The organism is Verrucosispora sp. WMMA2121, assembly GCF_027460185.1.
In the GTDB taxonomy this organism is placed as follows: domain Bacteria; phylum Actinomycetota; class Actinomycetes; order Mycobacteriales; family Micromonosporaceae; genus Micromonospora; species Micromonospora palythoicola.
Genome location: NZ_JAPZBH010000006.1, coordinates 4910697 through 4935220, shown reverse-complemented (window position 1 = coordinate 4935220; position 24524 = coordinate 4910697). Strand labels below are relative to the sequence as shown.

The 24524-nt window shown below is 71.2% G+C and carries 17 protein-coding genes; 9 read left to right on the top strand and 8 right to left on the bottom strand.

The window, feature by feature from the left end; all coding sequences use genetic code 11:
• Positions 1-111 precede the first annotated feature (111 nt).
• A complete protein-coding gene (locus O7605_RS30960; protein ID WP_269742499.1) occupies positions 112-768 on the bottom strand; it encodes a C39 family peptidase in 657 nt (218 codons plus the stop codon).
• 579 nt (positions 769-1347) lie between these two features.
• Here O7605_RS30960 and O7605_RS30955 point away from each other — a divergent pair.
• Positions 1348-3021: a right-handed parallel beta-helix repeat-containing protein gene (locus O7605_RS30955; RefSeq protein ID WP_269742498.1), complete on the top strand. Its 1674-nt coding sequence runs from the start codon at positions 1348-1350 to the stop codon at positions 3019-3021.
• Positions 3022-3029: 8 nt separating this feature from the next.
• Here O7605_RS30955 and O7605_RS30950 read toward each other — a convergent pair whose 3' ends face one another.
• Complete coding sequence (locus O7605_RS30950; RefSeq protein ID WP_269742497.1) at positions 3030-3218, bottom strand: hypothetical protein; 189 nt, start codon at positions 3216-3218, stop codon at positions 3030-3032.
• 19 nt (positions 3219-3237) lie between these two features.
• Here O7605_RS30950 and O7605_RS30945 point away from each other — a divergent pair, with 19 nt between their 5' ends.
• The 5 genes from O7605_RS30945 (at position 3238) to pulA (ending at position 11758) form a co-directional block, all read left to right on the top strand.
• The gene (locus tag O7605_RS30945) at positions 3238-3897 is read left to right on the top strand and encodes a hypothetical protein (protein ID WP_269742496.1); all 660 of its coding nucleotides are present in this window, start codon (positions 3238-3240) and stop codon (positions 3895-3897) included.
• A 37-nt stretch (positions 3898-3934) separates the two neighbouring features.
• Positions 3935-4324: a hypothetical protein gene (locus tag O7605_RS30940; protein ID WP_164448257.1), complete on the top strand. Its 390-nt coding sequence runs from the start codon at positions 3935-3937 to the stop codon at positions 4322-4324.
• A gap of 159 nt (positions 4325-4483) precedes the next feature.
• Positions 4484-5359 carry a hypothetical protein gene (locus O7605_RS30935; RefSeq protein WP_269742495.1) on the top strand — a complete coding sequence of 292 codons (876 nt, stop codon included), beginning with the start codon at positions 4484-4486 and terminating at the stop codon, positions 5357-5359.
• A 79-nt stretch (positions 5360-5438) separates the two neighbouring features.
• Complete coding sequence (locus O7605_RS30930; protein WP_269742494.1) at positions 5439-6134, top strand: cellulose-binding protein; 696 nt, start codon at positions 5439-5441, stop codon at positions 6132-6134.
• Between the two features lie 131 nt (positions 6135-6265).
• Positions 6266-11758 carry a pullulanase-type alpha-1,6-glucosidase gene (gene pulA, locus O7605_RS30925; RefSeq protein WP_269742493.1) on the top strand — a complete coding sequence of 1831 codons (5493 nt, stop codon included), beginning with the start codon at positions 6266-6268 and terminating at the stop codon, positions 11756-11758.
• 108 nt (positions 11759-11866) lie between these two features.
• Here the strand turns inward: pulA and O7605_RS30920 are convergent, their stop codons facing one another.
• The 3 genes from O7605_RS30920 to O7605_RS30910 form a co-directional block, all read right to left on the bottom strand.
• Entirely contained in the window at positions 11867-13537 is a 1671-nt protein-coding gene (locus tag O7605_RS30920) for a hypothetical protein (protein ID WP_269742492.1), read from the bottom strand.
• A 353-nt stretch (positions 13538-13890) separates the two neighbouring features.
• Positions 13891-15663: a right-handed parallel beta-helix repeat-containing protein gene (locus O7605_RS30915; protein WP_269742491.1), complete on the bottom strand. Its 1773-nt coding sequence runs from the start codon at positions 15661-15663 to the stop codon at positions 13891-13893.
• Positions 15664-16018: 355 nt separating this feature from the next.
• A complete protein-coding gene (locus tag O7605_RS30910; protein ID WP_269742490.1) occupies positions 16019-17500 on the bottom strand; it encodes an aminopeptidase P family protein in 1482 nt (493 codons plus the stop codon).
• Between the two features lie 134 nt (positions 17501-17634).
• Between O7605_RS30910 and asnB the strand changes: the two genes are divergently transcribed.
• Positions 17635-19596, top strand: coding sequence for an asparagine synthase (glutamine-hydrolyzing) (asnB, locus tag O7605_RS30905; protein WP_269742489.1), 1962 nt, complete (start codon positions 17635-17637; stop codon positions 19594-19596).
• Positions 19597-19656: 60 nt separating this feature from the next.
• Here the strand turns inward: asnB and O7605_RS30900 are convergent, their stop codons facing one another.
• Positions 19657-20766 (bottom strand): lytic polysaccharide monooxygenase auxiliary activity family 9 protein, encoded by a 1110-nt coding sequence (locus O7605_RS30900; protein ID WP_269742488.1) that lies wholly within the window; start codon positions 20764-20766, stop codon positions 19657-19659.
• A gap of 397 nt (positions 20767-21163) precedes the next feature.
• Here O7605_RS30900 and O7605_RS30895 point away from each other — a divergent pair, with 397 nt between their 5' ends.
• Positions 21164-22099, top strand: a complete 936-nt coding sequence (locus tag O7605_RS30895) for a PfkB family carbohydrate kinase (protein WP_269742487.1) — start codon at positions 21164-21166, stop codon at positions 22097-22099.
• Between the two features lie 37 nt (positions 22100-22136).
• Here the strand turns inward: O7605_RS30895 and O7605_RS30890 are convergent, their stop codons facing one another.
• Together O7605_RS30890 and O7605_RS30885 are read right to left on the bottom strand one after the other, a co-directional pair.
• Positions 22137-22973, bottom strand: a complete 837-nt coding sequence (locus O7605_RS30890; RefSeq protein WP_269742486.1) for an MBL fold metallo-hydrolase — start codon at positions 22971-22973, stop codon at positions 22137-22139.
• Positions 22970-23374, bottom strand: a complete 405-nt coding sequence (locus tag O7605_RS30885) for a thioesterase family protein (RefSeq protein ID WP_269742485.1) — start codon at positions 23372-23374, stop codon at positions 22970-22972. Before O7605_RS30885 ends, O7605_RS30890 begins: the two co-directional genes overlap by 4 nt.
• Positions 23375-23483: 109 nt before the next feature.
• On the opposite strand from O7605_RS30885, the gene O7605_RS30880 reads away from it, so the two are divergent.
• A complete protein-coding gene (locus O7605_RS30880) occupies positions 23484-24509 on the top strand; it encodes a phosphatase PAP2 family protein (protein WP_269742484.1) in 1026 nt (341 codons plus the stop codon).
• Positions 24510-24524 lie beyond the last annotated feature (15 nt).

The window sequence follows — 24524 nt, the reverse complement described above, 5'->3', positions numbered from 1 at the left end:
CACGGCGAGGGAGCAACATCCCCGATGTTGTCGGACCCCGGGGTGGTTCGGGGAGAGACGACGAAGGGCCGGCCCCGGGTGGGGTCGGCCCTTCGTGGTGGTGCGTTGTGGTCAGGAGGTGGCGCTGTAGCCGCGGGTGGCGATCCAGTCGGCGAGGGCGTCGATGCTCATCCGGTACGAGGCCTGGGCGGGGTCGGCGGAGTCGGCGATGGTGACCGTCTCGCCGCCGTCGCGGTAGCCCACGACGCTGATGTAGTGGCCGCCCTCGAAGCTGTGCGGGGTGCCGTCGGTGTCGGTGGCGGTGCCGGCGATGTTGGCGACCACCGCACGGCCGTCGTCGACGGTGCGGACGATGTCGTCGCGCAGCTTGTCGGTCTGCTTGTCGTCAGCCTTGGGGTCGGCGATTTCGACCGACTTGTAGACGTCCTTGCCGGTCTCCTTGTTCAGCACCGGAGTGATGTCGTTGATCGAGTTGGTGCCGGCCTCGGTGGTGCGCATCTCCTTGGCCATGGTGTCCACGTCGATGTTCTTGCCCTGCACGCTCAGCGCGTTCCGGGCGGCGGCGGGACCGCAGTAGTAGAAGTTGGGCTGTGCCTCGTAGCGGACGCCCAGTTCGCGCTCGCCACCGGGCTTGCGGTCGGCCACCACGGCGCTCGCCTGGACACCCGGGGTGGCGTGGGCGGCGACGGCGGGGCCGGCGATGCCACCGGCGGTGGCGGCGGCGGCGGCGATGGTCAGGGCGGTCTTGCGCAGGATGGTGGTAGCCATGATTCGCACCTTTCGGTCGGGGGTACGCGCGGCGGTGCCCGCGAGGGGGGATGCGGGTGGGCCGCGCGGAAAGGGGAGAACGCTTGCTACGCGCTGGGTTCGGCGTGGATGCCGGGGACGTGATGTCCGCCGGGGTGTAACGCCGGGTGGGCCGGGGCCATTCCGGGGGATCCTCGCGGGGGAGGCGGCTGCCCTGGCGGTGTCCCGGGGGATGTAACGCCGGGTGGGCCGGGTGCATTCCGGGACCTCGCGGGGAGGCCGGCTGCCCTGGCGGTGCCCGGGGGATGTAACGCCCGACGGTGGGGGGTCATTCCGACCCGCCGGGGGTGGCGCTCGGGGGCGCTCGTGGTTACGCCATGTACAACCACCGGACCGGGCCCCCGATTCCGCCGGGGACGTGAGCCGGGTCACCGCAAAGTATGCTATACCGGACATCGGGTCGATTGTCGCCCCGTCGGCGGGCCCCGCCTGCGCGAGCCGAGGCTCGCGGTGGGCAGGGCAGGGGTGGTGGGGCGTTTCTCGGGCGGGGGAAGGGGGAAGCGGCGGCCGGGCAGCAGGTCACGACCGAGGGGAGAGGCCGTGCGGCAGCAGGATCGGTCCACCGCCATCCGTGAGCGCCTGTCACCGGTCGCCGGTGCGCCGCTGTGGTGCGACGCGCTTGATTTCGGACTTCGGGGCGACGGGGTCACCAACGACCAGCCGGCGCTGTCTGCCCTGGTCGACCGCCTGGGTGAGGGATATGCCGCCGACTCCCGGGCGCGGGTCATCTACTGCCCGCCCGGGATCTACTCGATCCGGGACGCGGGCACGATCTGGCGCAGCGGGGTGTCACTGATCGGTGCGGGGCCCGGTGCCACCCGGTTCGTGCTCAGCAACGAAGGCAACCGGGCAGACCCGACACCACTGGCCTTCTGGACCACCGTGCAGCACGGTGCCGACCGGGACCGGCACATCGCCGACTGCACCTTCGCCGACTTCGAGATCGACGGCTCCGGCGTGGCCATGGCCGAGTACAGCTATCTGGCCAAGGGGCTCGGCCTGCAGTACGTGGTGCGGGGTGTCTTCCGCAATCTCTACATCCACCACACCGGCGCCACCGGCCTCGGTTGCGACTTCCTGCAGGACAGCCTGATCGACGGCGTGGTGGTGGTCGGGTGCGGACGGTTGGACACCGGTGAGGAGATGGGCGGCGCGGGCATCGGCATCGGCATCGGCGGCTGGGGTGCGGTGGAGCGTTGCACCATCAGCAACTGCACCACCCTGGGCAACGGCACCAACGGGATCTTCCTCGAACTGCAGAAGCCGTACTGGACGCCGCCGCGCGGCTACCGCATCATCGGCTGTCACAGCCAGGCCAACCGGTTCGGCATCTCGGACTGGGGCGCCGACGGCCTGATCGTCTCGGCGTGCACGATCACCGGGAACCTGGAGGCCGGCTTCGACATCTCCGCCAACGGCACGGCCGGCATCGCCGGTCGGGGTGGCATTCTCACCGACTGCGTGATCGACCGCAATGTCCGCGACGGGATCAGCATGGGCAACACCCCGGGGTCGTACACGATCCGGGGCAATCGGATCAGCGGCAACGGCTGGTACGGATACCACCAGCACAGCCTGGGCAACGGCTACGAGGGCCCGGCCTCGGACGTGGTGATCGACAACAACGAGTTCTGGGACAACGGTCTGGACGGGATCCGGGTGGACCGGCCGATGGTCGACGCGACGGTGACGAACAACCGGATCCGGAGCAACGGGCGGCAGTGCGCCCCGGCGGCCACCGGCTCCGGGGAGTCGGTGCGGTACGGCCGGCGTGCCGTGTCCGACCGGGCGGCGGCGTGGTCGATCGACGGGCACCGCGGCAAGCTGCTCCGGGTGGGGTCTCGACTGGCCCTCGTGGTCGGCAACACCGAGATGGAGCTGGAACTGGCCGACCTGCGACCGGACGCGGCGATCGCCTGGAACGAGGACGTGCCGCCACCCGGTGCGCGCTACGAACTGCCGGCGGCGGCACCGGTACGGGCCGGTATCACCGTGAACGCCCACCTCGAGTCCGCAACGCTGCGCGGCAACCGGATCTGGGACAACCGCGACGACCCGACGCAGAGTTACGGCATCTGGATCAGCGATCAGGGCTCGTGTGTCTCCTGCCGGGTCGAGGACAACGACCTCGCCGGCAACACCGAGGGAGCGCTGCGGCTGGACACCCAACCGGTCGGCGGTCGCTGGGACCGCAACCACGTCGACGTGGACTGAGGGACGCCTCAGCCGTCCTCGTCGGCCGGGGCGGCCGAGCTGGCCTCCGCGTGCCGGTCGCGCAGCCGGGCCCGGATCTCCTCCGGGGTGTACGCGCGCCGCCGTCGTTCCGCCCGGGCGATCACCACGCCGGAGGCCGCGACACCGGCCAGTCCGGCCAACCCGAGGACCTTCCACCACCGCATCCGTTGCCGCATCGGCTTAGGGTAGTCCCCTATGAGCATCAGCCTGGACGAGGCGGTGGAGCTGACCCGTACCGGCGATCTGTGGGTCTTCCGTGGCCGCAGCGTGCCCGACCGAGCCATCCAGTTGACCACCAACAGCCCGGTCAACCACGTCGGCATGGCGGTGGTGCTGGACGACATGCCGCCACTGATGTGGCATGCCGAGCTGGGCCGGTCGCTGCCGGACCTGTGGACCGGCACCCACCAACGTGGTGTGCAGCTGCACGACCTGCGCGACGCGGTCTGCGTCTGGGGCAACCGGTACGGCCAGCGTGGCTGGCTGCGCCAGCTCGAGCCGCCGGCGGACGCGGAGATGGAGCGGTCGGTGCTGCGGACCATCGCCCGGCTGGACGGCACACCGTTTCCGTCCACCGCCCAGTTGGCCTGGCGGTGGTTGCGGGGCCGGGTGCCGTCACCGCGGTTGCCGCTGCCGGCGACGCGGCGGCGCGGCCCGGCGGCGCGGGACCTGGCGCTGGAGACCGCGTACTGTGCCGAGGTCGTCGCGGTCACCTACGAGGCGATGGGTCTGCTGCCGGTCGGGCGGCGACCGAGCTGGTACGACCCGGGCCGGTTCTGGAGCGGGGACGACCTGGGCCTGCACGGTGGTGCCCGGCTGGGCAGCGAGATCGAGGTGCGGATCCCGCCGCGTTGAGGTTTCGGCGAGCCGCGCTGCGGCAATTGCTTGCGACGTGACTGCTTCCACCGATCTCGACCTGCTCACCGACTTCTTCGACCGGTACGGGGTGGCGCTGACCGTCGGTGACGTGCCGGCGATCGCCGGCTGTTACGCCCTGCCCGGGCTGGTGGTGGCCGACACCTACAGCTTCTCGTTCAACTCCCCGGCCGCCGTGGCGCTGTCCTTCGTGGGTGCCGCGCCGGACTACACCGAGCGCGAACTGGTCGCCGCGCACGCCGACATCGAGCAGGTGCAGCAGATTTCCGCGCTGCTCGTGGAGGTGGCGGTGCGGTGGGAGTTCCTGGACAGTCAGGGCCGGCAGGTGCCCGGCGAACGGTACCGCTACCTGCTGCGCAGCACCGAGCAGGGGTTGGCCATCTGCACCGTCGTGCGGACGGGCTGAGCCGCCGGGACGACCGTGGCCGCCCCCCGACCGGCCAGGTACGCGACGTCGATGCGTCCGGTCCGTCGGCCGGGTCGGACGGCTTCGGCGCCTGCCCGTTCCGCGCCCCGGGTCGGCGTGACTAGGCTGGCCCGTCGGCGACGACGAGTGGGGACCTCAATGTCAGTGCGGCCGTCCGGTGATGACGCCAACGACGATGCCACCGGTGACGGGTACGGCGACGACAGCCGTGCCGGCACCGGTGACCGGCACGACGACGGCACCGGTGACCGGCACGACGACGGCACCGGTGACCGGCACGGCGACGCCACCGGCGATGGTGACGCGCCCGGTGGAAACGCACTGTCCAGGATGATCGCCTCCGCGCCCTGGGTGGTGGTGCTGGTCGGCGTCGCGGTCCTGGCGGTGCTGCTGGTGGTGGCGCTGTTGGCGTTCCGTGGCCCCGAACGTCCGTCGGCCTGGTCGCCGGGCCCGCCGATGAGCCTGCCGACAGCCGGGCCGGGCGGCGAGTCGACGGCCACGGCACCGTCGACCGCCTCGACCGGTCCGTCCGCCTCGGCCCCGGCGACGGCCTCGGCGGGCCCGACCGGCTCACCCACCCGGTCCGGGTCGCCGGAGCCGTCGACCGCCCCGTCGCGTACCGGAGCGGCCACCCGGCCGGACGCCAGCCGGTCGCCGAGTGCGTCGGCGCCGGCGGTGCCGGCCGACGAGGGCGGGACGGTCACCGCCAGCTACCTGGTGCAGGACAGCGACGCGGACCACTTCGAGGCGCAGTTGATGGTCCGCAACGGCACCAGCCGGTCGGACGACTGGCAGGTGGAGTTGCGCTTCGCCGGCGGCGTCACCGGCGTCCGCGCCTCCAGCGGCCCGGGGGTCTCGGTCACCATCAGGGGCAGCGGCTGGTACCTGCTCAGCGGCACCGGTCAGCTCGCCGCCGGCGCCCAGCAGTCGGTGCAACTGCGGTTCACCCGTACCGGGGGCGGGGAGTACCCGACACAGTGCACGGTTAATGGTTCCGGCTGTGGGATGGGTTAGGACAGTTCATGATTCGTCGGGCACTTTCCGGCGCGGCTGAAGATCGTTACGCTTGCCGGGCTGCCCGCTGAGGAGAGACATGTCCGGTACGCGTCGCGCTCCCCGTCAGTTCCCGCCGCACGGCTCCGCCGCCGTGGCTTCCTCGCCGTGGATCCTGGTGTCGGTCGGGGTCGTCATCATGGTGGTGCTGCTCGTCATCGCGGTCGGCGCGTACCGGGGTCCCGGGCCGGACTTCCAGCCGGGGCCACCGGGACAGCCACCGGTCGCCGCCGCGCCGATACCCGAACGGGCCTCCTCGTCAGGTCGGGAGGTGTCGACACCACCGTCGCTCGCGGTGCCGGGGCTGTCCCCGCGCCGGACCGATCCACCGAGCCCGACCCCCAGCGCCTCCCGTACGACCTCCGCACCGCCATCGGTGGCACCCTCCCGTACGACGGTGTCACCGGCACCGCCGCCCGCGCCGATCGACGCCCGCTACCGGGTCTTGCACACGTTCCATGGCGGCTTCATCGCCGAGGTGTCGATCCGCAACACCTCTCCCCGCGACCTGGGCTGGGTGGCGCGGGTGGACTATCCGGGCGGGCGGGTGGTGACCGCCTGGCTGGAAGGCGTGCCGCAGGGGACGTTCAGCGGTACCGGCGGGACGTTGACCTACCGCAGCGGGCCGGACCTGGACGCCTGGTCGTCGGTGTACCTGCGCTTCCACATCGAGTCGGCCGATTTCCGTCCGGCGAGCTGCAGCGTCTCCGGGCGCACCTGCCGCAGCCGTCGTTAGCCCACGCGCACGGGTCACGTTCCCGTCTTGCGCAAGTGTCTGCTTTGTTGCGGGTCTGTTTGCAAGGTATTGCAGAATCTTTCGGCAAGGGCTAGCGTGCGGGCCAATCAGCGACCAGAGGAAGGCCGTCGATGAAACCCCCGCCGACACCGCGAAAAATCCTGCTCGCCCTCGTCTTCCTGCTCACCGTCACCCTGGTCGGCACGCCCGTCGCGGTGACCCCCGCCGCCGCGACCGGACGGTCCGCCGGCATCGGGGCACCGAGCGCCACCGGCGCCGTCACCTGGCACCGGGAACCCTCCGCCACGGCCCTGCTCGCGGCCGGCCGCAACCAGGCGAAGGCCGAGCAGTTCTACTTCGTACTGCCGGACCGGTTCGCCAACGGCGACCCGCGCAACGACCGCGGCGGCCTGGCCGGCGACCGGCTGCGCACCGGGTACGACCCCACGGACAAGGGGTTCTACCAGGGCGGCGACCTCAAGGGACTCACCGAGCGACTCGACTACATCGACGGGCTGGGCACCACCGCCATCTGGCTCGCCCCGGTCTTCAAGAACCGACCGGTGCAGGGCGAGGGCGACGACGTGTCGGCCGGCTACCACGGCTACTGGATCACCGACTTCACCCAGGTCGACCCGCACTTCGGCAGCCCCGCGGACCTGAAGAAGCTGGTCCAGCTCGCGCACCGGCGCGGCATCAAGGTCTACCTCGACGTCATCGTCAACCACACCGCCGACGTCATCGCCTACGAGGAGGACACGTACACCTACGTCGACAAGGCGACCGCACCCTACCGCGACGCGCAGGGCCGACCGTTCGAGGACCGCAACTACGCCGACGGCAGCCGCGACTTCCCGAAGGTCGACGGCGACTCGTTCCCGTACACCCCGACCTTCGAGACCCGGGCCGACGCGAAGGTCAAGGTCCCGTCATGGTTGAACGACCCCACCATGTACCACAACCGTGGTGACTCCACCTTCGCCGGAGAGAACAGCGAGTACGGCGACTTCTTCGGCCTCGACGACCTGTGGACCGAGCGGCCCGAGGTGGTCCGTGGCATGACGAAGATCTACGCTGACTGGGTGCGGGCCACCGGTGTCGACGGCTTCCGGCTGGACACGGTCAAGCACGTCAACATGGACTTCTGGCCACAGTTCAGCCAGGGGGTGCAGCAGGCGGCGGCCCGCGCCGGCAAGCGGGACTTCTTCATGTTCGGCGAGGTGTACAGCGCGGACCCGGAGATCGCCTCCAGCTACGTGCGACAGGGCGGGCTGCCCGCCACGTTGGACTTCGGCTTCCAGGAGGCCGCGCGCGGCTACACCGCGAACGACGGATCGGCCCGGACGCTGGCCGACCTGTACGCCCGCGACGACCTCTACGCCGCCCGGGACACCCACGCCGGGCGACTCACCACCTTCCTCGGCAACCACGACATGGGCCGGATCGGCTCGTTCATCGCCAACGGTCCCACCGACCCGGCCAGCCACCTCCGGCGGGACCAGCTCGCCCACGAGCTGATGTTCCTCACCCGGGGCCAGCCGGTGATCTACTCCGGTGACGAGCAGGGCTTCACCGGCGCCGGCGGGGACAAGGACGCCCGGCAACCGATGTTCGCCTCGCGCACCCCGGACTACCTCGACGACGACCTGCTCGGCACCGACCGCACCCACGCGGTCGACCAGTTCGACCCGACGCACCCGCTCTACCGCACCATCGCCGAGCTGGGCCGGTTGCGCCAGGCCCACCCGGCCCTGCGCGACGGCGTGCAGGTCACCCGGTACGCGGCCGACGGACCCGGCGTCTTCGCCTTCTCCCGGTTCGACCCGGACGACCGCACCGAGTACCTGGTCGCGGTCAACAACGCCACCAGCGCGCAGACCGTCACCGTGGACACCTGGTCGGCCGGTGCCACCTTCACCGGCATCCACGGCGCCACCGCCCGACCGGTGGCCGCGGGCGACGGGAAGCTGACCCTGACCGTGCCGCCCCTGTCGGCGGTGGTGCACCGGGCCGGCACGCCGGTCGCGCTGCCCGACGCCAGGCCCGGTATCACCATCACCGCTCCCGCCGGGGCACCGGCCACCCGGGCCGAGGTGACCGCCCAGGTGACCGGCGACCCGCTGGCGCGCGTCGCGATGGCCGCCCGGGTGGCCGGCGGCAAGTGGACGCTGCTCGGCTCCGCCCAGCGCGCGCCCTACACCGTGCACCACGACCTGACCGGGCTGGCCGCCGGCACCAGGATCGAGTACAAGGCGGTGGTCCGCGACGGTCGGGGCCGCACCGCCGCCGCCCGCTCCACCACCACCGTCGGCACCCCGGACCTGCCCGGCTCGTCCCGGGACTGGCTGGTGGTCCACCACCAGCGCCCCGACGGCGACTACGCCGACTGGGGACTGTACGCCTGGGGTGACATCGACCCGGAGTACGCCACCGAATGGCCGCAGGGACAGCCGTTCGCGGGCACCGACGCGTACGGACGGTTCGCCTGGGTGAAGCTCAAGCCCGGCGCGAAGACCGTCGGTTTCCTGGTGGTCGACGCCGACGGCAACAAGGACGTCGACAACGACCGGACCGTCGACGTGACGCGGACCGGCGAGGTCTGGGTCAAGCAGGGCGACCCGGCGACGTACCAGACCCGGGAGGAGGCCGCGGGCGAACCCGCCCCGCCGGTCGAGGAGGGCGTGGCGGTCATCCACTACCACCGCCCCGACGGCGACTACGACGGCTGGGGCCTGCACCTGTGGGACGGGGCCGCCACCCCGACCGACTGGGCGAAGCCGATGCCGCCGACCCGGGTCGACTCCTTCGGCGCGGAGTTCCGGGTGCCGCTGGCCGAGGGCGCGACCGGGCTCAGCTACATCGTCCATCGCGGCGACGAGAAGGATCTGCCGCAGGACCAGCGGCTCGACTTCGCCGACGCCGGCCGCGAGGTCTGGTTGCTCGCCGCGACACCGGGCCGGCTACTGCCGGCGACGGCCACCGGCGGCAGCACGGACACCGACATCACCAGGCAGCGGGCGCACTGGATCGACCGGTCCACCGTCGCCTGGCGCACCGGCCCCACCGACGGTCGGGCGTACGCCCTGGTGACCGCACCGGCCGGCGGAGTGAGCGTGGTGGACGGCGAGCTGGTCGGGACGTACCGGTCGCTACCGTTGACCGCGCGGCCCAACGGGCTCACCGAGGCCCAGCGCGCGGCCTTCCCGCACCTGTGGGACCACCGGGCCTTCACTCTGGACCGGCGGGACCTGGCCAAGGTGCCGGCGGCGCTGCGCGGGCAGTTGCTGGTGACCGAGCGGGCCGCCGACGGCACCCTGCTCGGTGCCACCGGCGTGCAGATCCCGGGTGCGCTCGACGACGTGTACGCGTCGGCCACCGCCGCCCGACTCGGTGCCACGTTCGCCGGTGGCGTACCGACCCTGTCGGTCTGGGCACCCACGGCCCGGACGGTGTCGCTGGAGCTGTACGACTCGCCGACGGCGACCGCGCGGCCGGTGGCGATGCGCCGCGACGACCGCACCGGCGTCTGGTCGGTACGCGGGCAGCGGTCCTGGAGCGGCAAGTACTACCGCTACCGGGTGCAGGCGTGGCAACCGGCGACCCAGCAGCTGGTCACCGTCTCGGTCACCGACCCGTACTCGGTGGCGCTGGCGGCGGACTCCACGCACAGCCAGATCGTCGACCTGACCGACCCGACGCTTGCCCCGGCAGGTTGGGCGCGGCTGCGCAAGCCGGCCGCGGTGCCCCCGGCCAAGGTGCAGATCTCCGAGCTGTCGGTGCGGGACTTCTCCGTCGCCGACGACACCGTGCCGCCGCAGCGGCGGGGCACCTTCCTCGCCTTCACCGACCCGGCCACCGCCGGCATGCGCCACCTGAAGGCGATGAGCGACGCCGGGGTGACCCACCTGCACCTGCTGCCGGCGTTCGACTTCGCCACCATTCCCGAACGCCGGGCCGACCAGCGACAGCCGGACTGTGACCTGGCCGCCCTGCCACCGGACTCGGAGCGGCAGCAGGAGTGCGTCGCCGCGGTGCGGGAGACCGACGGCTACAACTGGGGGTACGACCCGCTGCACTACACCGTCCCCGAAGGCGGGTACGCGGTCGACCCGCAGGGCGCCCGGCGCACCACCGAGTTCCGGCAGATGGTGGCCGGGGTCAACGACGCCGGCCTGCGGGTGGTCATGGACGTGGTCTACAACCACACCTCGGCCGCCGGCACCGACCCGAAGTCGGTGCTGGACCAGATCGTGCCCGGCTACTACCACCGGCTGCTCGACGACGGCACGGTGGCCACCTCCACCTGCTGCGCGAACACCGCACCGGAGCACGCCATGATGGGCAAGCTGGTGGTGGACTCGCTGGTCACCTGGGCGAAGGCGTACAAGGTCGACGGGTTCCGCTTCGACCTGATGGGCCACCACCCGAAGGCGAACATCCTGGCCGTACGCGCCGCACTGGACAAGCTGACGGTGGCCCGCGACGGGGTGGACGGAAAGAACATCCTGCTCTACGGCGAGGGTTGGAACTTCGGCGAGGTGGCCGACGACGCCCGATTCGTGCAGGCCACCCAGGCCAACATGGCCGGTACCGGGATCGGCACCTTCAACGACCGGCTGCGCGACGCGGTACGCGGCGGCGGCCCGTTCGACGACAACCCACGCCGGCAGGGCTTCGCCTCCGGGCTGTTCACCGACCCCAACGGCGACCCGGTCAACGGCTCGACCGCCGAGCAGCGGGCCCGGCTGCTGCTCCAGCACGACCTGGTGAAGGTGGGGCTGACCGGCAACCTGCGCGGCTACCGGTTCGTCGACTCGGCGGGTCGGGCGGTCACCGGCGCCGACGTGGACTACAACGGCTCGCCGGCCGGCTACACCGACGCGCCCGGGGAGGCGGTCACCTACGTCGACGCGCACGACAACGAGATCCTGTACGACGCGCTGGCGTACAAGCTGCCGCAGACCACCTCGGCGACGGATCGGGTCCGGATGCAGGTGCTGGCGCTGAGCACCGTGGTGATGGGTCAGGGCACCGGCTTCGTCACCACCGGCACGGAGCGGCTGCGGTCGAAGTCGCTGGACCGCAACTCGTACAACTCGGGGGACTGGTTCAACCAGATCCGGTGGGACTGCGCCGACGGCAACGGCTTCGGCATCGGGTTGCCGCCGGCCGAGGACAACCGGGACAAGTGGCCGTACGCGAAGCCGTTGCTGGCCGACCCGAAGTTGGTGCCGGACTGCGCGGCGGTCGAGCTGACCGACGCCCGCTACGCCGAGCTGCTGCGGATCCGGGCCTCGTCGCCGGTCTTCGGGCTGCCCACCGCTAAGCAGGTGCAGCAGCGGGTCGCCTTCCCGCTGTCCGGTGCGGACGAGACCCCGGGGGTGCTCACCATGACCCTCGACGCCCGTGGGCTCGGCGGGAAGTGGAAGTCCATGACGGTCGTCTTCAACGCCACCCCGCAGGCCGCCACCCAGCGGGTGACCGGGCTGCGCGGGGCGGACGTGACGCTGCACCCGGTGCTGCGCTCCTCGGCCGACCCGGTGCTGCGTACCGCGGCCTTCGACCGGTCCAGCGGCACGTTCACCGTATCGGCGCGCAGCGTGGCGGTCTTCGTCCAGTGGTAGTCCCCTGCCGGTGACACGCCTCGGCCCCGCCGGTCCGATCCTGCTGGATCGTCCCGGCGGGGCCGAAGTCCGGTCACCTCGGTCCGGCGGGTGCCGGCACCGCGTTGATCAGCCGAAGCAGTTCGGGATCGCGGTGACGGTGCCGGCGCAGTTGGTCGGCTTGTTGGCCGTGATGGCCGACTTGTCGTCCACGTTCACCACACCGATGAAGCTGAAGACCCCGCCAGCGGTGAGAGTGGCGAAGTTGTGCGCCACCTTGGTCTTCTCGAGGTCGATCACACCGGAGACGGTGAAGATGCCGCCGCCGATGCCCAGCGGACCGACGGCCCGGTTGCCGCTGATCTCGCTGTGCCGGAAGGTCGCCTCACCGGTGCCGTTGAACACGCCACCGCCGAAGAAACCGGCCTTGTTCTCGACGATCTTGCTTTCCTCGACGTTGGCGATCGCACCGAAGCCGAGGGCCAACCCACCACCGACACCGACCGTGGTGTTCTTGGCGACCTCCACGTGGGCCAGTTCGAGGGTGCTGTCGTCGCCGGCCGCGGTGACCCCGCCGCCGGCCAGGACCGCGGTGTTCCCGGTGACCTTCGAGTACCGGATGGTCGTGTTGCCCTCGATGTCGAGCACGCCACCGCCGAAGCCGAGCACCTCGTTGCTGACGACCTCGGTCTTCTCGATCCAGGCGGTGCCGCCGTCGATGTCGTCACGGAAGATGAACGCCGCGCCGTTGGCGATGCCGCCACCGCCGATGATCGCGTCGTTGTTCTTCACGGTCGACTCGGCCACCCGCAGCACGCCCGCGTTGAAGATGCCACCGCCGTAGAGGAAGGCGGTGTTGTCGGCGACCGTGGTGTGGTACAGGCTCGCCTTGCCGAAGTTGGCCAGGCCACCTCCGACGCCGCCGGCCTGGTTGGCGACGATGTGCGTCTCCTCGAAGGAGGCGGTGCCGCCGGGCTGCACGAGCACGCCACCACCGTCGTTCGACTCCGGGTCGACGAGCACCGACGGCGCGCTCGCGGCCTTCGCCTTGAGCGCGATGCCCTTCGGCTTGGCCTGGAGCAACGGCAGATACTCCTGCTTCGCCTCGGCGGCCTTCGTCGCCTCGACCGAGTTGGAGAACCGTGACCAGACCGCTTCCGGCGTGTCGCCGTTGACCGGCAGTGCCCGGGTCTGGCCGTTCTTGATGGTCAGGCCCTTGACGGTCAGGTTTCCGCCGCGTCCGACGTTGAGGATCCGGAACTCCTCGGCCGTGGCGTCCCGGACGATCTTGGTGTCGTGGCCCTTGAGCACCACGTTCTCCGTGATCACCGGAAGGCCGTTCGGGCCGGTCCCGTCGCCCGCGTCGGAACGGGTGAGGCTGTAGGTGCACCCCTTGGCGAGGTTGAGCACACCGCCGTGGTTCTCGTTGGCGTAGACCAGGGCCTGGATCAGCTTGTCGCTGTCGCAGGGCACCTCCTTGCCGTGGTCCCGCTTGTCGCCGTCCCGCTTCTGGTCGTGCCGGGCACGCTCGTCGGCGGCGTTGTCGGCACGATCCTCCTTCTTGCCCTTGTGCTCCTCGGGCGCTACCGCGTTCTGGTCGCCGTCCCTGCTGACCTGCTGGGCGGTGGACCAGCGCAGACCATCGGTACCAACCGCACCGGCGCCGGTGGCGACCCCGACGGCGGCGATGCTGACCACGCCGGTGAGCCCGGCGACGCCACTGGCGAGCCAGAGCTTGCGACGCCGCTTGGGCGTCGCCTCCGGCTCGCTGGCGTTGTTCTTAGCTACATAGTTGGACATCGGAGCTCTCTGCCCTCTCGTCGTACCAGACAGGGTCGTCACGCACAGGCGAGCGTCCCCTGCTACAAATCGGTTGTAGCTCCCAGAACCAACGTATGAGAATGTTCCTCGCCTCAGGCACTTATCCGAAATAACCACACATTGGGTACGCCGGGGATCAGCGAGGCCCAGGGCCGTGCTGATCGGCACGCTCGGGCGGCTTCCCCCCGGACCTGCTCTGACCTGCTCGGACGGCCCTGGATGACCCGGAAGCGGGACGAAGGTGGGGCTCCTCCGTGACGCCGAGCGGCACGGAGGAGCCCCGCTATGTGGTGGTGCTGTCCTGGTTGCTCGTCGCTCGCCTCGGCGATGGCTCAGCCGAAGCAGCGTTCGGGGATGACCGGGCTGCCGAGGCAGTTGGTCGGTCGGTTGCCGGTGACCGCGGACTTGCGGTCGATCTCCACCCGGTTGTTGTCGGTGTAGATGCCGCCGGGTTGGTTGGTGGCCACGTTGTCGGCGACCCTGGTCCGGATGAGCGTGGTCACGCCGTCCTGGTTGGCGATGCCACCCGCGAAGCCGGCCGTACCCGACGCCTGGTTGCCCCACAGCTCGGAGTCGCGCAGGGTCACCGAGGCACCGTCGTTGAACAGCCCGCCGGCGGCGCCGTTGGCGGCCACGTTCTCCTTGACGACGCTGTGGTCGACGACGGCGGTGGAGTCCTCGGCGATCCCGAGGCCGCCGGCGTCGTCGCTGGCGTAGTTCCGGACGACCAGCAGGTGTTCCAGGCTCACCCGGCTGTCGCCGAGGGCGACCAGACCGCCGCCGTCGAGGCTGCTGGTGTTGTCCGTGAGCTGGCTCTGGACGGCGGTCGTGTCACCACCGTTGACGAAGACGCCGCCGCCGAGCACCCCGGTCCGGTTGTGGCTGATCGTGCTCTTCCAGATCCAGACCGTGCCACCCGTGCCGGCGAAGCCGTTGGGTGTGGAGCCGTTGGCGATGCCGCCGCCCCCGGCGCCCGAGGTGTTGTAGACGATCTTCGACTCCTCGACCCGCAACGTGCCCGCGTTGAACACGCCGCCGCCGAAGCTGCCGGCGCTGTTCTGTTCCACGGTGCTGCTGCGAATCGTGGTGGTGCCGTAGTTGGCGACGCCACCTCCGTTACGGGTCGCCTGGTTCTGCACGATCCGGCTGTGCTCCAGGTCGGCGGTACCGCCCCGCTGCACCAGGATTCCGCCCCCGTCGACGCCGTCGGCGGCGATGCTCGGCGGAGCGACGTCCACTCCGATGGTGGCCCTGGCCGCCGGTGCGGGCCGCACCGTCGGTGCCGCCTTGACCTCGGCCGCCTTGGCTCCGGTGGCCTTGGCTCCGGCCGCTTTGGCTCCGGTGGCCTTGGCTCCGGCCGCTTTGGCTCCGTCGGCCGTGGCCTTCGCCCGGTCCGCCCCGGGCTTGGCCGCGGCCTTCGGGCCGGTCCTGGCGGGCTTCCCGGTGCCACCTTCGAGTCCCGCGAGCGGCGCCGGGGGCGTGATGCCCGGAGCGGTCTGGCCGCCCTTGACCGTGACGCCCTTCAGCGTCAGGTGCCCCCCTCGACCGACGTTGAGGATGCGGAACCGCTCGACGTTCGCGGCTCGGACGATCTTGCTGTCGTCACCCGTCAACGTGATCGGCTTGGTGATCACCGGAAGCCCGTTGCCGTCGTCGCTGCGGGTCAGTTCGTACGTGCAGTGCCGGGCCAGGGTGAGTACGCCACCGTGGTTCTGGTTGGCGTGCACGATCGCCTGGATCAGCTTGTCGGTGTCGCAGGGCACCTCGTGGGCCCGGTCCTTGCCGCCGGTGGCGTCCTTGCGACCAGCGCCCTTGCGGCCGGTGTGCTCACCGGTCGCCTCGTGCTCGCCGCCGCTGTCGGCCGCGTCTGCCGTCCCGGCGTCGCTGACGTTCTGCCGGGCGTTCGACTGCGCGTCCGACCTACCGGACGTGCCGGATCGGTCGTCCCGGGCGGCCACCCCGCCCAGCGCGGCCAGACCGACGACGCCGGTCAGGCCGGCCACACCCGCTGTCAGCCACAATTTTCGTCGTCGAAGTCCCGGCGGTGCCGCCGGCGGTGGCGCCGGGGGCGGCCCACCGTAGGAAGTGGTCACGTCATCAGACATCAGAGCCTTCCGCCCTTTCCTGCTACCAGACTGGCCCGCACCGAGCGAATAGGCGCGAGCAGCTACAAATGGGTTGCAGCCTCTGATGACCACCGTATGAGAATGTTCCTCGCGAGAGGGATGAATCCGAAACAACCCCGCATTGGCACCTGATCGGGCATCAGCCGACCATCTTGCAAGATCTGGTTGAAAGCGGTTGACCAGGACGAACGCCCGATCCGCAGGACAGACGAGGGCGGACCCCGTACCAGGAGCATCGCTCCGGCGGGGGTCCGCCCTCGGTAGCCGGTGCCACGGCTCGGACGAGCCCTGGGCAACGCGGTTACGCGTCTCGCCCGATCAGTCGGGCGTCCGATCAGCCAGGCAGTCGCGGCCCGGCTTCGCGCTGCTCGGCCAACCAGGTCTCCACCTCGTCGGCCCGGCGCGGCAGGCCGGCCGACAGGTTCACCGCGCCCGAGGTGGTGACCAGGACGTCGTCCTCGATCCGGATGCCGATGCCACGCAACTCCGCCGGCACCAGCTCGTCCTCCGGCTGGAAGTACAGCCCCGGCTCGACGGTGAGCACGTACCCCTCACCCAGGGTGCCGTCGCGGTACATCTCCTTGCGGGCGTTCGAGCAGTCGTGCACGTCGATGCCGAGCATGTGCCCGAAGCCGTGCAGCGTCCAGCGGCGGTAGACCATGGAGTTCTCGTCCATCGCCTCGTCCACGCTGACCGGCAGCAGCCCCAGGTCGGCCAGCCCCTCGGCGAGCACCCGCATGCAGGTCAGGTGGACGTCCTTGAAGGTCACGCCCGGCTTGATGAAATCGATCCCGGCCTGCTGCGAGGCGTACACCACGTCGTAGACCTGGCGCTGCAACGGGCTGAACCGTCCGTTGACCGGCAGCACCCGGGTCACGTCCGCGGTGTAGAGGTGGCGGCCCTCCACGCCCATGTCCATCAGCAGCAGCTCGCCCGGACGGGTGGTGCCGTGGTTGTGCACCCAGTGCAGGATCGTGGCGTGCTCGCCGGCGCCGACGATCGAGCCGTAGCCGACGTCGTTGCCGTCGTGCCGGGCCCGCAGCGCGAAGATGCCCTCCAGCAGCCGCTCGGAGACACCCCGGTCGGCCGGCAGCGCCCGGGCCACGTCCTCGAAGCCGCGTACGGTGGCGTCGACCGCCTCCTGGAGCTGGGCGATCTCCCACTCGTCCTTGACCAGCTTCTGCTCCGAGATGGCGATGGCCAGCTCGCGGTCGCGGGCCGGTTGCCCCTCCTCGCGCGGGCCGTCCCAGGGCCGCACCGCGGCGTCCACCCGGGTGTCGAAGCCACGCAGCACCCGGGTACGCGCCGGGGACAGCTCCGCCAGCGCCGCGTCCAGCTCGGTCAGGTCGGCGGTGGGCAGGCCCAGCTCGGTCGACTTCTCGCTCAGGGTGTGGCGCCGGCCCACCCACAGCTCGCCGTGCCGGCTGCGGAAGAACTCGTCGTTCTCCCGGGACGAGCGGGGGCGCATGTACAGCGTGGCGTCGTGGCCGGAGCCGGTCGGCCGCAGCACCAGCACGCTGTCCGGGTCGTGGTCGCCGGTGAGGTACGCGAAGTCGCTGCCCGGCCGGAACCGGTACTCGGTGTCGTTGGCGCGTACCTTCTCGCCACCGGTGGGGATCACGAGCGTCTCGCCCGGGAAGGCCGCCGAGAGAGCGGCCCGACGCTTGGCGTAGTTCGGCACCTCCGGCCGTGGACCGACCGGCAGGGTGGTGTCCCGCCAGCCCTGCCGCATGAACGACAGGAACGCCGGTGGGAAGTCCGGGTCGTGCGACTCGGTGCCGTCGGTCGGCTCGCCGTCGGTGCGTTCCTCGGTCATGCCCCGCTCCCTTCGCCTCGTTGCTGGTCCCGACGGTACCGCGAACCCGGTCCCGGGCCGACCCGCCGGTGGTCGTCCCGGCGGGCCCGGCAGTGCCGCGACGGCCGACAAACGCGCGTGGAAAGATGACGGACATGTGCGGACTCCTGGCTTTCTTCAGTGCGCGCGGCGATGCCGCCGCCCACCGCGACAACATCGCCGGGGCGTTGGAATGCCTGCACCACCGCGGCCCGGACGAGACCGGGGTCGAGGTGGTCGGCGACGCCTCCGGCCGGTACGCGGACGGGGTGTTCGCCCACAAACGGTTGGCGATCATCGACGTCGCGCTGAGTCACGAGCCGCTGCCCTATGCCGACGGGCGTTACCTGCTGACCTTCAACGGCGAGATCTACAACTACATCGAGCTGCGCGAGGAGTTGATCCGCGACTTCGGTGCCCGGTTCGCCACCAACGGCGACGGCGAGGTCATCGTCGCCGGCTACCACTACTGGGGCGAGCAGGTGCTCACCCGGTTGCGGGGCATGTTCGCCTTCGTCATCTGGGACCGGCAGCAGCGTCGCGCGTTCGGTGCCCGCGACTACTACGGCATCAAACCGCTGCACTACCTGGAGACCGCCGACGGGCTCTACCTCGCCTCGGAGAAGAAGGCCCTGCTGCCCTTCGCCCAGTCGGCGTACGCCGGGGACGCCGGGGTCGACCCGGCCAACCTCAGCCACTACCTCACCCTGCAGTACGTGCCCGAGCCCGGCACCCTGCACCGGGGGATCAGCCGGATCGGCTCGGGGGAGTACCTCACCTGGACCCCGGGCGGCCGGATCGACGTGCGGCGCTGGTACCGGCCGGTGTTCCGGCCGGCGCCGGTCTCCGACGAGCAGAAGCTCTACCACGAGATCCGCGAGACGCTGCGCGAGAGCGTACGCATGCACATGCGCTCCGACGTGCCGGTCGGTTCGTTCCTGTCCAGCGGGATCGACTCCACGGCGGTGGTCGCCCTGGCCCGGGAGTTCAACCCGAACATCCTCACCTTCACCGTCGGCTACGACGTGCCGGGCTACTCCGAGATCGACGTCGCCCAGGACTCGGCCCGCCACCTCGACGTGACCACCATCCCGACCAAGATCGGGCCGCAGGACATGATCGAGGCGTTGCCGAAGATCGTCTGGCATCTGGACGACCCGGTCGCCGACCCGGCGCTGGTGCCGCTCTACTTCGTCGCCAAGAAGGCCGCCGAGCACGTCACCGTGGTGCTCTCCGGCGAGGGCGCCGACGAGTTCTTCGGCGGTTACACGATCTACCGGGAGCCGCTGTCGTTGAGCGGCGTCAACGGGCTGCCCGACGGGGTGCAGAAGGGCCTGCGGGCGGTCTCCAAGGCGATCCCGCAGGGGGTCAAGGGCAAGAGCTTCCTGGAGCGCGGCACCACGCCGATCGAGCAGCGCTACTACGGCAACGCCCGGATGTTCACCGAGGAGGAGAAGCAGCACCTGCTGCGCCGCTACGACCCGTCGGTGCGCTACACGGACGTGACCGCGCCGATCTACGCCGAGTGCACCGAGCTGGACGACGTGACCAAGATGCAGTACGTCGACCTCTACACCTGGCTGCGCGGCGACATCCTGGTCAAGGCGGACCGGATCTCCATGGCGCACTCGCTGGAGGTGCGGGTGCCCTTCCTCGACCGGGCGGTGTTCGAGGTGGCGGCGAAGATCCCGGTGGAGCTGAAGTTGCCGCCGCGTTCCGACGCCACCAAGTACGCCATGCGTCAGGCGTTGCAGGGTGTCGTGCCGCCGGCCATCGTCAACCGCAAGAAGCTGGGCTTCCCCACCCCGACCCGGGTCTGGCTGCGCGGCGAGATGTACGAGTGGGCCCGGCACGTGCTGTCCACCTCCGGCGCCGGTGAGCTGCTCGACCTGTCGTACGCGTTACGCCTGCTCGAGGAGCACAAGCGGGAGGAGTTCGACCACTCCCGCAAGGTGTGGACGGTGCTGATCTTCTGCATCTGGCACGCGATCTTCGTCGCGAAGACCCTCGACCCGGGTATCCAACGCAACCAGTCGGCCCTGCTCACCAAGCCCGTCGTCGGCTCCATGGTGCGCTGACCGACGGGCGGACAAACGGAAAGGGGGCCCCTCGCGGGGCCCCCTTCGTGCTGCTGACGGTCAGCTGCTGGAGCAGGTCGCCGTTGGCGTCGCGCCACTGCCGCTGGCGAGGAAGCCGAAGCTCGTACTGCCGTTGGCCGCCACGGTGCCGTTGTACGACACGTTACGGGCCGTCACCGACGATCCGGACGTGGTCTGGGTGGCGTTCCAGACCTGGCTGATCTGCTGACCACCGGGCCAGCTCCAGTTGGCGGTCCAACCGCTCAGCGCGGAGGTGCCGGTGTTGCGGATCTCGACCTCACCCTGGAACCCACCGGACCAGCTGCTGGTCACCTTGACCGTGGCGGTGCAGCCACCGGGGCCCGGCGGCGGGGTGGTCGGGTTCGGCGGCGGAGTGGTCGGGTTCGGCGGCGGAGTGGTGGGGTTCGGCGGCGGGGTGGTCGGGTTCGGCGGCGGGTTGTTGCCACCGATACCGGTCACCTCACCGTTGCCACCGTCGAAGGTCACGTCGGAGCAGCCGAAGAAGTTCTCCTGGCTGTCCGAGCGCACCCACCGGGAGTAGATGATGTGCCGGCCGCTCTTGTTCGACGGCAGGTTCCCAGTGAAGTAGTAGTGGCCGTCGTTGGTGCCGACCGCACCGCGCTGCGGCGGGTTGGTCACCGTCAGGAACGGCTGGGCCTCCAGGTCGCTCCAGGCCAGCGCCCGGGTCGGGCTCCAGCTGTCCCGGGTCACGTAGAAGTAGAACGTGCCCGGGTGGTGGGCCCAGTTGCTGTACTTGAACTCGATCGATCGGCCGGCCGTCAGGTGCGTCAGCGGCCAGTCGTTGCGGGCCAGGTCGAAGCCACGGAAGCCGGTGGCCCCGCCGCTGCACAGCTGGCCGTCCGGGATGAAGCCGGTGGTCCGACCGCCGGCGTCCGAACGCAGCACACTGAACCAGTTGTAGAGCGAGTTCGTCCCGCTCTGCGCGACGGCGGCGGCGCAGGCCGGGTTGTTCGGCCTGATCTCACCGGTCTGGGTGAGGCCGTCGCGCCAGCACAGGAAGGTGCGGGCACCCGGCGTCATCGCCGCGCCGTGCGCGGCGGCCGGTTCGGGGCTGGCGGTCACGACGACCGCACCCGCGAGAAGAGTGAAGGCCGCGGTTAGCAGCGCGGCCAAGCGTGGACGGTGCACGGGTTCTCCTGACTCGCGGAGCGCATTGCGTGGGTGCGCCCCGCCGAACGAGCGGGTGGCGGATATGGTGCCGCCCCGCTGCGGGCGAAATGCGACTACGTGGCGACCGTGCGGATGGGGACGGATGGCCCAGCCGGCACGCTGCCGCCAGCGGAGTGTCGACGCGTGAATGCCCTCGCGCGATATGAAGCCCGGCGCCGGTGGACGCGCAGCCCCCGCGCCACCCGGCACCACCATCCCACCATGCCGGACCGCTCGGCGCAATAGTCGCTCCTCGATGCGTGTAACCGACCCGCTGCGCGACACCCAGGTCGCGCCAATACGGTGGCTTCCACGCCCGGCACACATCCGCTGTGCCAGCCTGGGCATCACGTACGGCAGACGGAAGGACCTGACGATGGGATACGCGGTCGTGCTCGGCGAGGCGCTCGTCGACCTGCTGGACAGCGAGTGCGACGGCGCGCCGGTCTACCGACAGGCCATCGGTGGTGGACCGCTGAACGTCGCGGTCGGTGTCGCCCGGCTCGGTGGCGCGGTGCAGTTCGTCGGGTCGCTCGGCGACGACGTGCTCGCCGGTCGGATCCGTGACTTCCTCACCGCCGAACAGGTGGGGCTGGCCGGGGCGGTGACCGCCGCGGTGCCGACCACGCTGGCCGTGGCCACCTTCTCCGGCGCGGAGCCGGACTTCCGCTTCTACGGCGAGCCGCCCTCGTACGCGCTGCTCGGTCCCGACGAACTCGACGTCGCGCTGGTCGAGGGCGCCGACGTGCTCTACTGCGGCTCGATCGTGCTGCTGGCGCCGGCGACCCTGGCCGCCGCCCGCCGGGCCTGGGCGGCCGCCCCGGGGCTGCGGGTGTTCGATCCGAACGTCCGTCCCCGGCTGCTGGCCGGCCCGCAGGCGTTGGCCGGACTACGGGAGGTGGTCGCCGAGTTCGCCGGTGGAGCGCACCTGGTCAAGCTCAGTGCGGCCGACGCGGAACTGCTCTATCCAGGTGAGCCGGTCGAGTCGGTGGCGGTCTACCTGCGCGAACTGGGCGCGGCCACGGTGGTGGTCACCCTCGGCGCCGCCGGCGCGGTGGTCGCCGCCGCCGATGTCGACCCGGTACGCGTACCCGCCCCGAAGGTCGACGCCGTCGACGCCACCGGGGGAGGTGACTCGGTGATGGCCGCCCTCGTCGCCGACCTGCTGACCGGCGGCGAGCCGGTCGAGCCGTCCGGCTGGCACGAGCGCGTCGGGTACGCCCTGCGGGTCGCCGGTCTGGTCTGCGAACGTCCCGGTGGCGCGGTCGCCATGCCCACCCGCGCCGAGGTGCGCCAGCGTTTCGGTGATTGACGACGAACCGGCCCGCCGTCGCCGACAGCGGTCCCGGTCAGGCGGTGCCGTCGAGTTCGGCGTACCCGCGCCGGGCGGCGGCCAGGGCGTGGCGGGCCGGGAACGGAGCGTCGGCGGCGACCCGCTCCGGTGGTGCGCCGCCGGTGTGCCCGGCCCGGATCAGCCAGGCCAGCTCCACCAGCTGGGCGTGCTGGGCCCGGACGAACTCCGCGTCGACCGGATCGCCGTGCCCGGGCACGACCACCGTCGCCGGTGAGATCGACCGGGCCAGCTCGGCCAGCGCGTCGGGCCACTGCAACGGGTACGAGTCCTCGAACGCCGGTGGACCGGCCTGCTCGACAAGATCACCCGCGATCAGCAGGTCGGCGTCGGGCACCCGCACGACGAGGTCGGCGTCGGTGTGACCACGTCCGGGGTGGCGCAGCACCACCTCTCGGCCGCCGACGTCGAGGACCGCCTCGGTGCGCACGGTGTGGGTGGGGGCCAGCAGCGCGGTGTCGGCAAGTTCGGCCGCGAGGTCCGGATGCCCGGCGCGCAACTCCGCGTACGCCTCCCGGCGCAGCCGGTCCCCCTCGTCGCGGATCGCCACGGCGGCCAGTTCGTGCGCCCACACCGGGCGCGGCGGGTCACCGGCGATCGTGGCGTTGCCGAAGCAGTGGTCGAAGTGATGGTGGGTGTTGACAAGCGTCAGCGGGTCGGTGGTGACCGCCCGTACGGCGGCGGCCAGTTCGGCCGCCTGCCCAGCGGTGGAGAGGGTGTCGACCAGCAGCGCCGCGCCGTCGCCCAGCACCAGCGTGACGTTCACCGCGAGCACCGGCTCGCGTAGCACCAGCACCCGGTCGGCGACCTCGACGAAGCGGCCGGTCGTCGTCATGCGGCCCCGCCGGCTCGTTCCAGGAACCGGTGCCGGTCGACCAGGGCCCGCTCCACCCGCCCCTCGGCGACGGTCCGCCCGCCCTCGGTGACGGTGATCTCGAACACCAGCCGGCGTCGGTCGACCTCGGTCAGCCGGGCCTGCGCCACGACCGTGCGGCCCACCGGCGTGGCGGCCAGGTGCTCCAGCTCCACCCGGGTCCCCACGGTGGTCGAGCCACTCGGCAGGTGACGGGCGGTCGCGGCCACGGTCGCCGCCTCGGCCAGGGCGAGCACCCGTGGCGTGCCGAGCACCGGGACGTCACCGGAACCGACCGCCTGAGCGGTGTCGCCCTCGGTGACGGTCAACTCGACCCGGCCGGTCAGACCCGGGGCCAGGGTTTGCTCCGTCAGCTCCCGCATGGACACAGCGTAGGTGGTCGGCGGGGCCCGGGCCACGCGGCCGGGCAGATGCGCCACGCAGGTGCTCCTGCGTCCGGTCCGGCGCAGGTCGCCGCTAACCTTGTCCGCGATGTCTGCCGAGACCCATCCCCAGCCCCCAGCCTCGACCGAGCCGCCCGCCGCCCGCGACGGCGGACGCCGCCGTGTGATCGCGATGTCGGTCTGGGCCGTCGCCTTCGTGGCGGGCTGGCTCGTCATCGGCCTGCCCACCGACCCGGTGTACGCGTTCTTCTGGATCTGGGCCGGCACCATCGCCTGGTACTCCACCCGACCGTGGCGCAGCCACCTGCAGTTCGCCCGGGACTGGGTGCCGGTGGTCCTGCTGCTGGTGGCCTACAACCTCTCCCGTGGGTTCGCCTACCACGACGGCACCGTGCCGCACGCCTACGAACTGATCCTGGCCGACCGCCTGATGTTCGGCTGGGCGATGGACGGCCAGGTGCCGACCGTCTGGTTGCAGCAGCACCTGTACCAGCCGGAGGTGCGCTGGTGGGACGTCCTGGTCAGCTGGGTGTACTTCTCGCACTTCGTGGCGGCGCTGGCCGCCGCCGCGGTGCTGTGGATGGTCAAGCGCAGCCGGTGGGCGGCGTTCATGCGCCGCTGGTTCTTCCTCTGCGCCACCGGCCTGATCACCTACTTCCTCTACCCGGCCGCCCCGCCGTGGTGGGCAGCCCAGAACGGGCTGATCGAGGAGGTCGCGCGGATCTCCACCCGAGGCTGGAAGGCGTTCGGCATGCACGGGGCGGGCAACCTGCTCAACGCCGGACAGTTGGCCTCCAACCCGGTGGCCGCGATGCCGTCGCTGCACACCGCCTTCGCCCTGTTCGTGGTGCTGTTCTTCCTGCGTGACGTCCGGCGTCGCTGGTGGCCGCTGTTGCTGGCCTACCCGCTGGCGATGACCTTCACCCTGGTCTACAGCGGCGAGCACTACGTGATCGACGTGCTGGTCGGCTGGGCGTACGTCGCCATGACCTTCCTGGCGGTCGGCTGGGCCGAACGCTGGTGGGCCCGCCGGAAGGCCCGCCGCACCCCGCCCGACACCTCCACCGCCGAACCCGTACCCGTGGCGCCGTCCGCCCTGCCCAGCCGCCGCTGACCCCGTCGGCGGGTC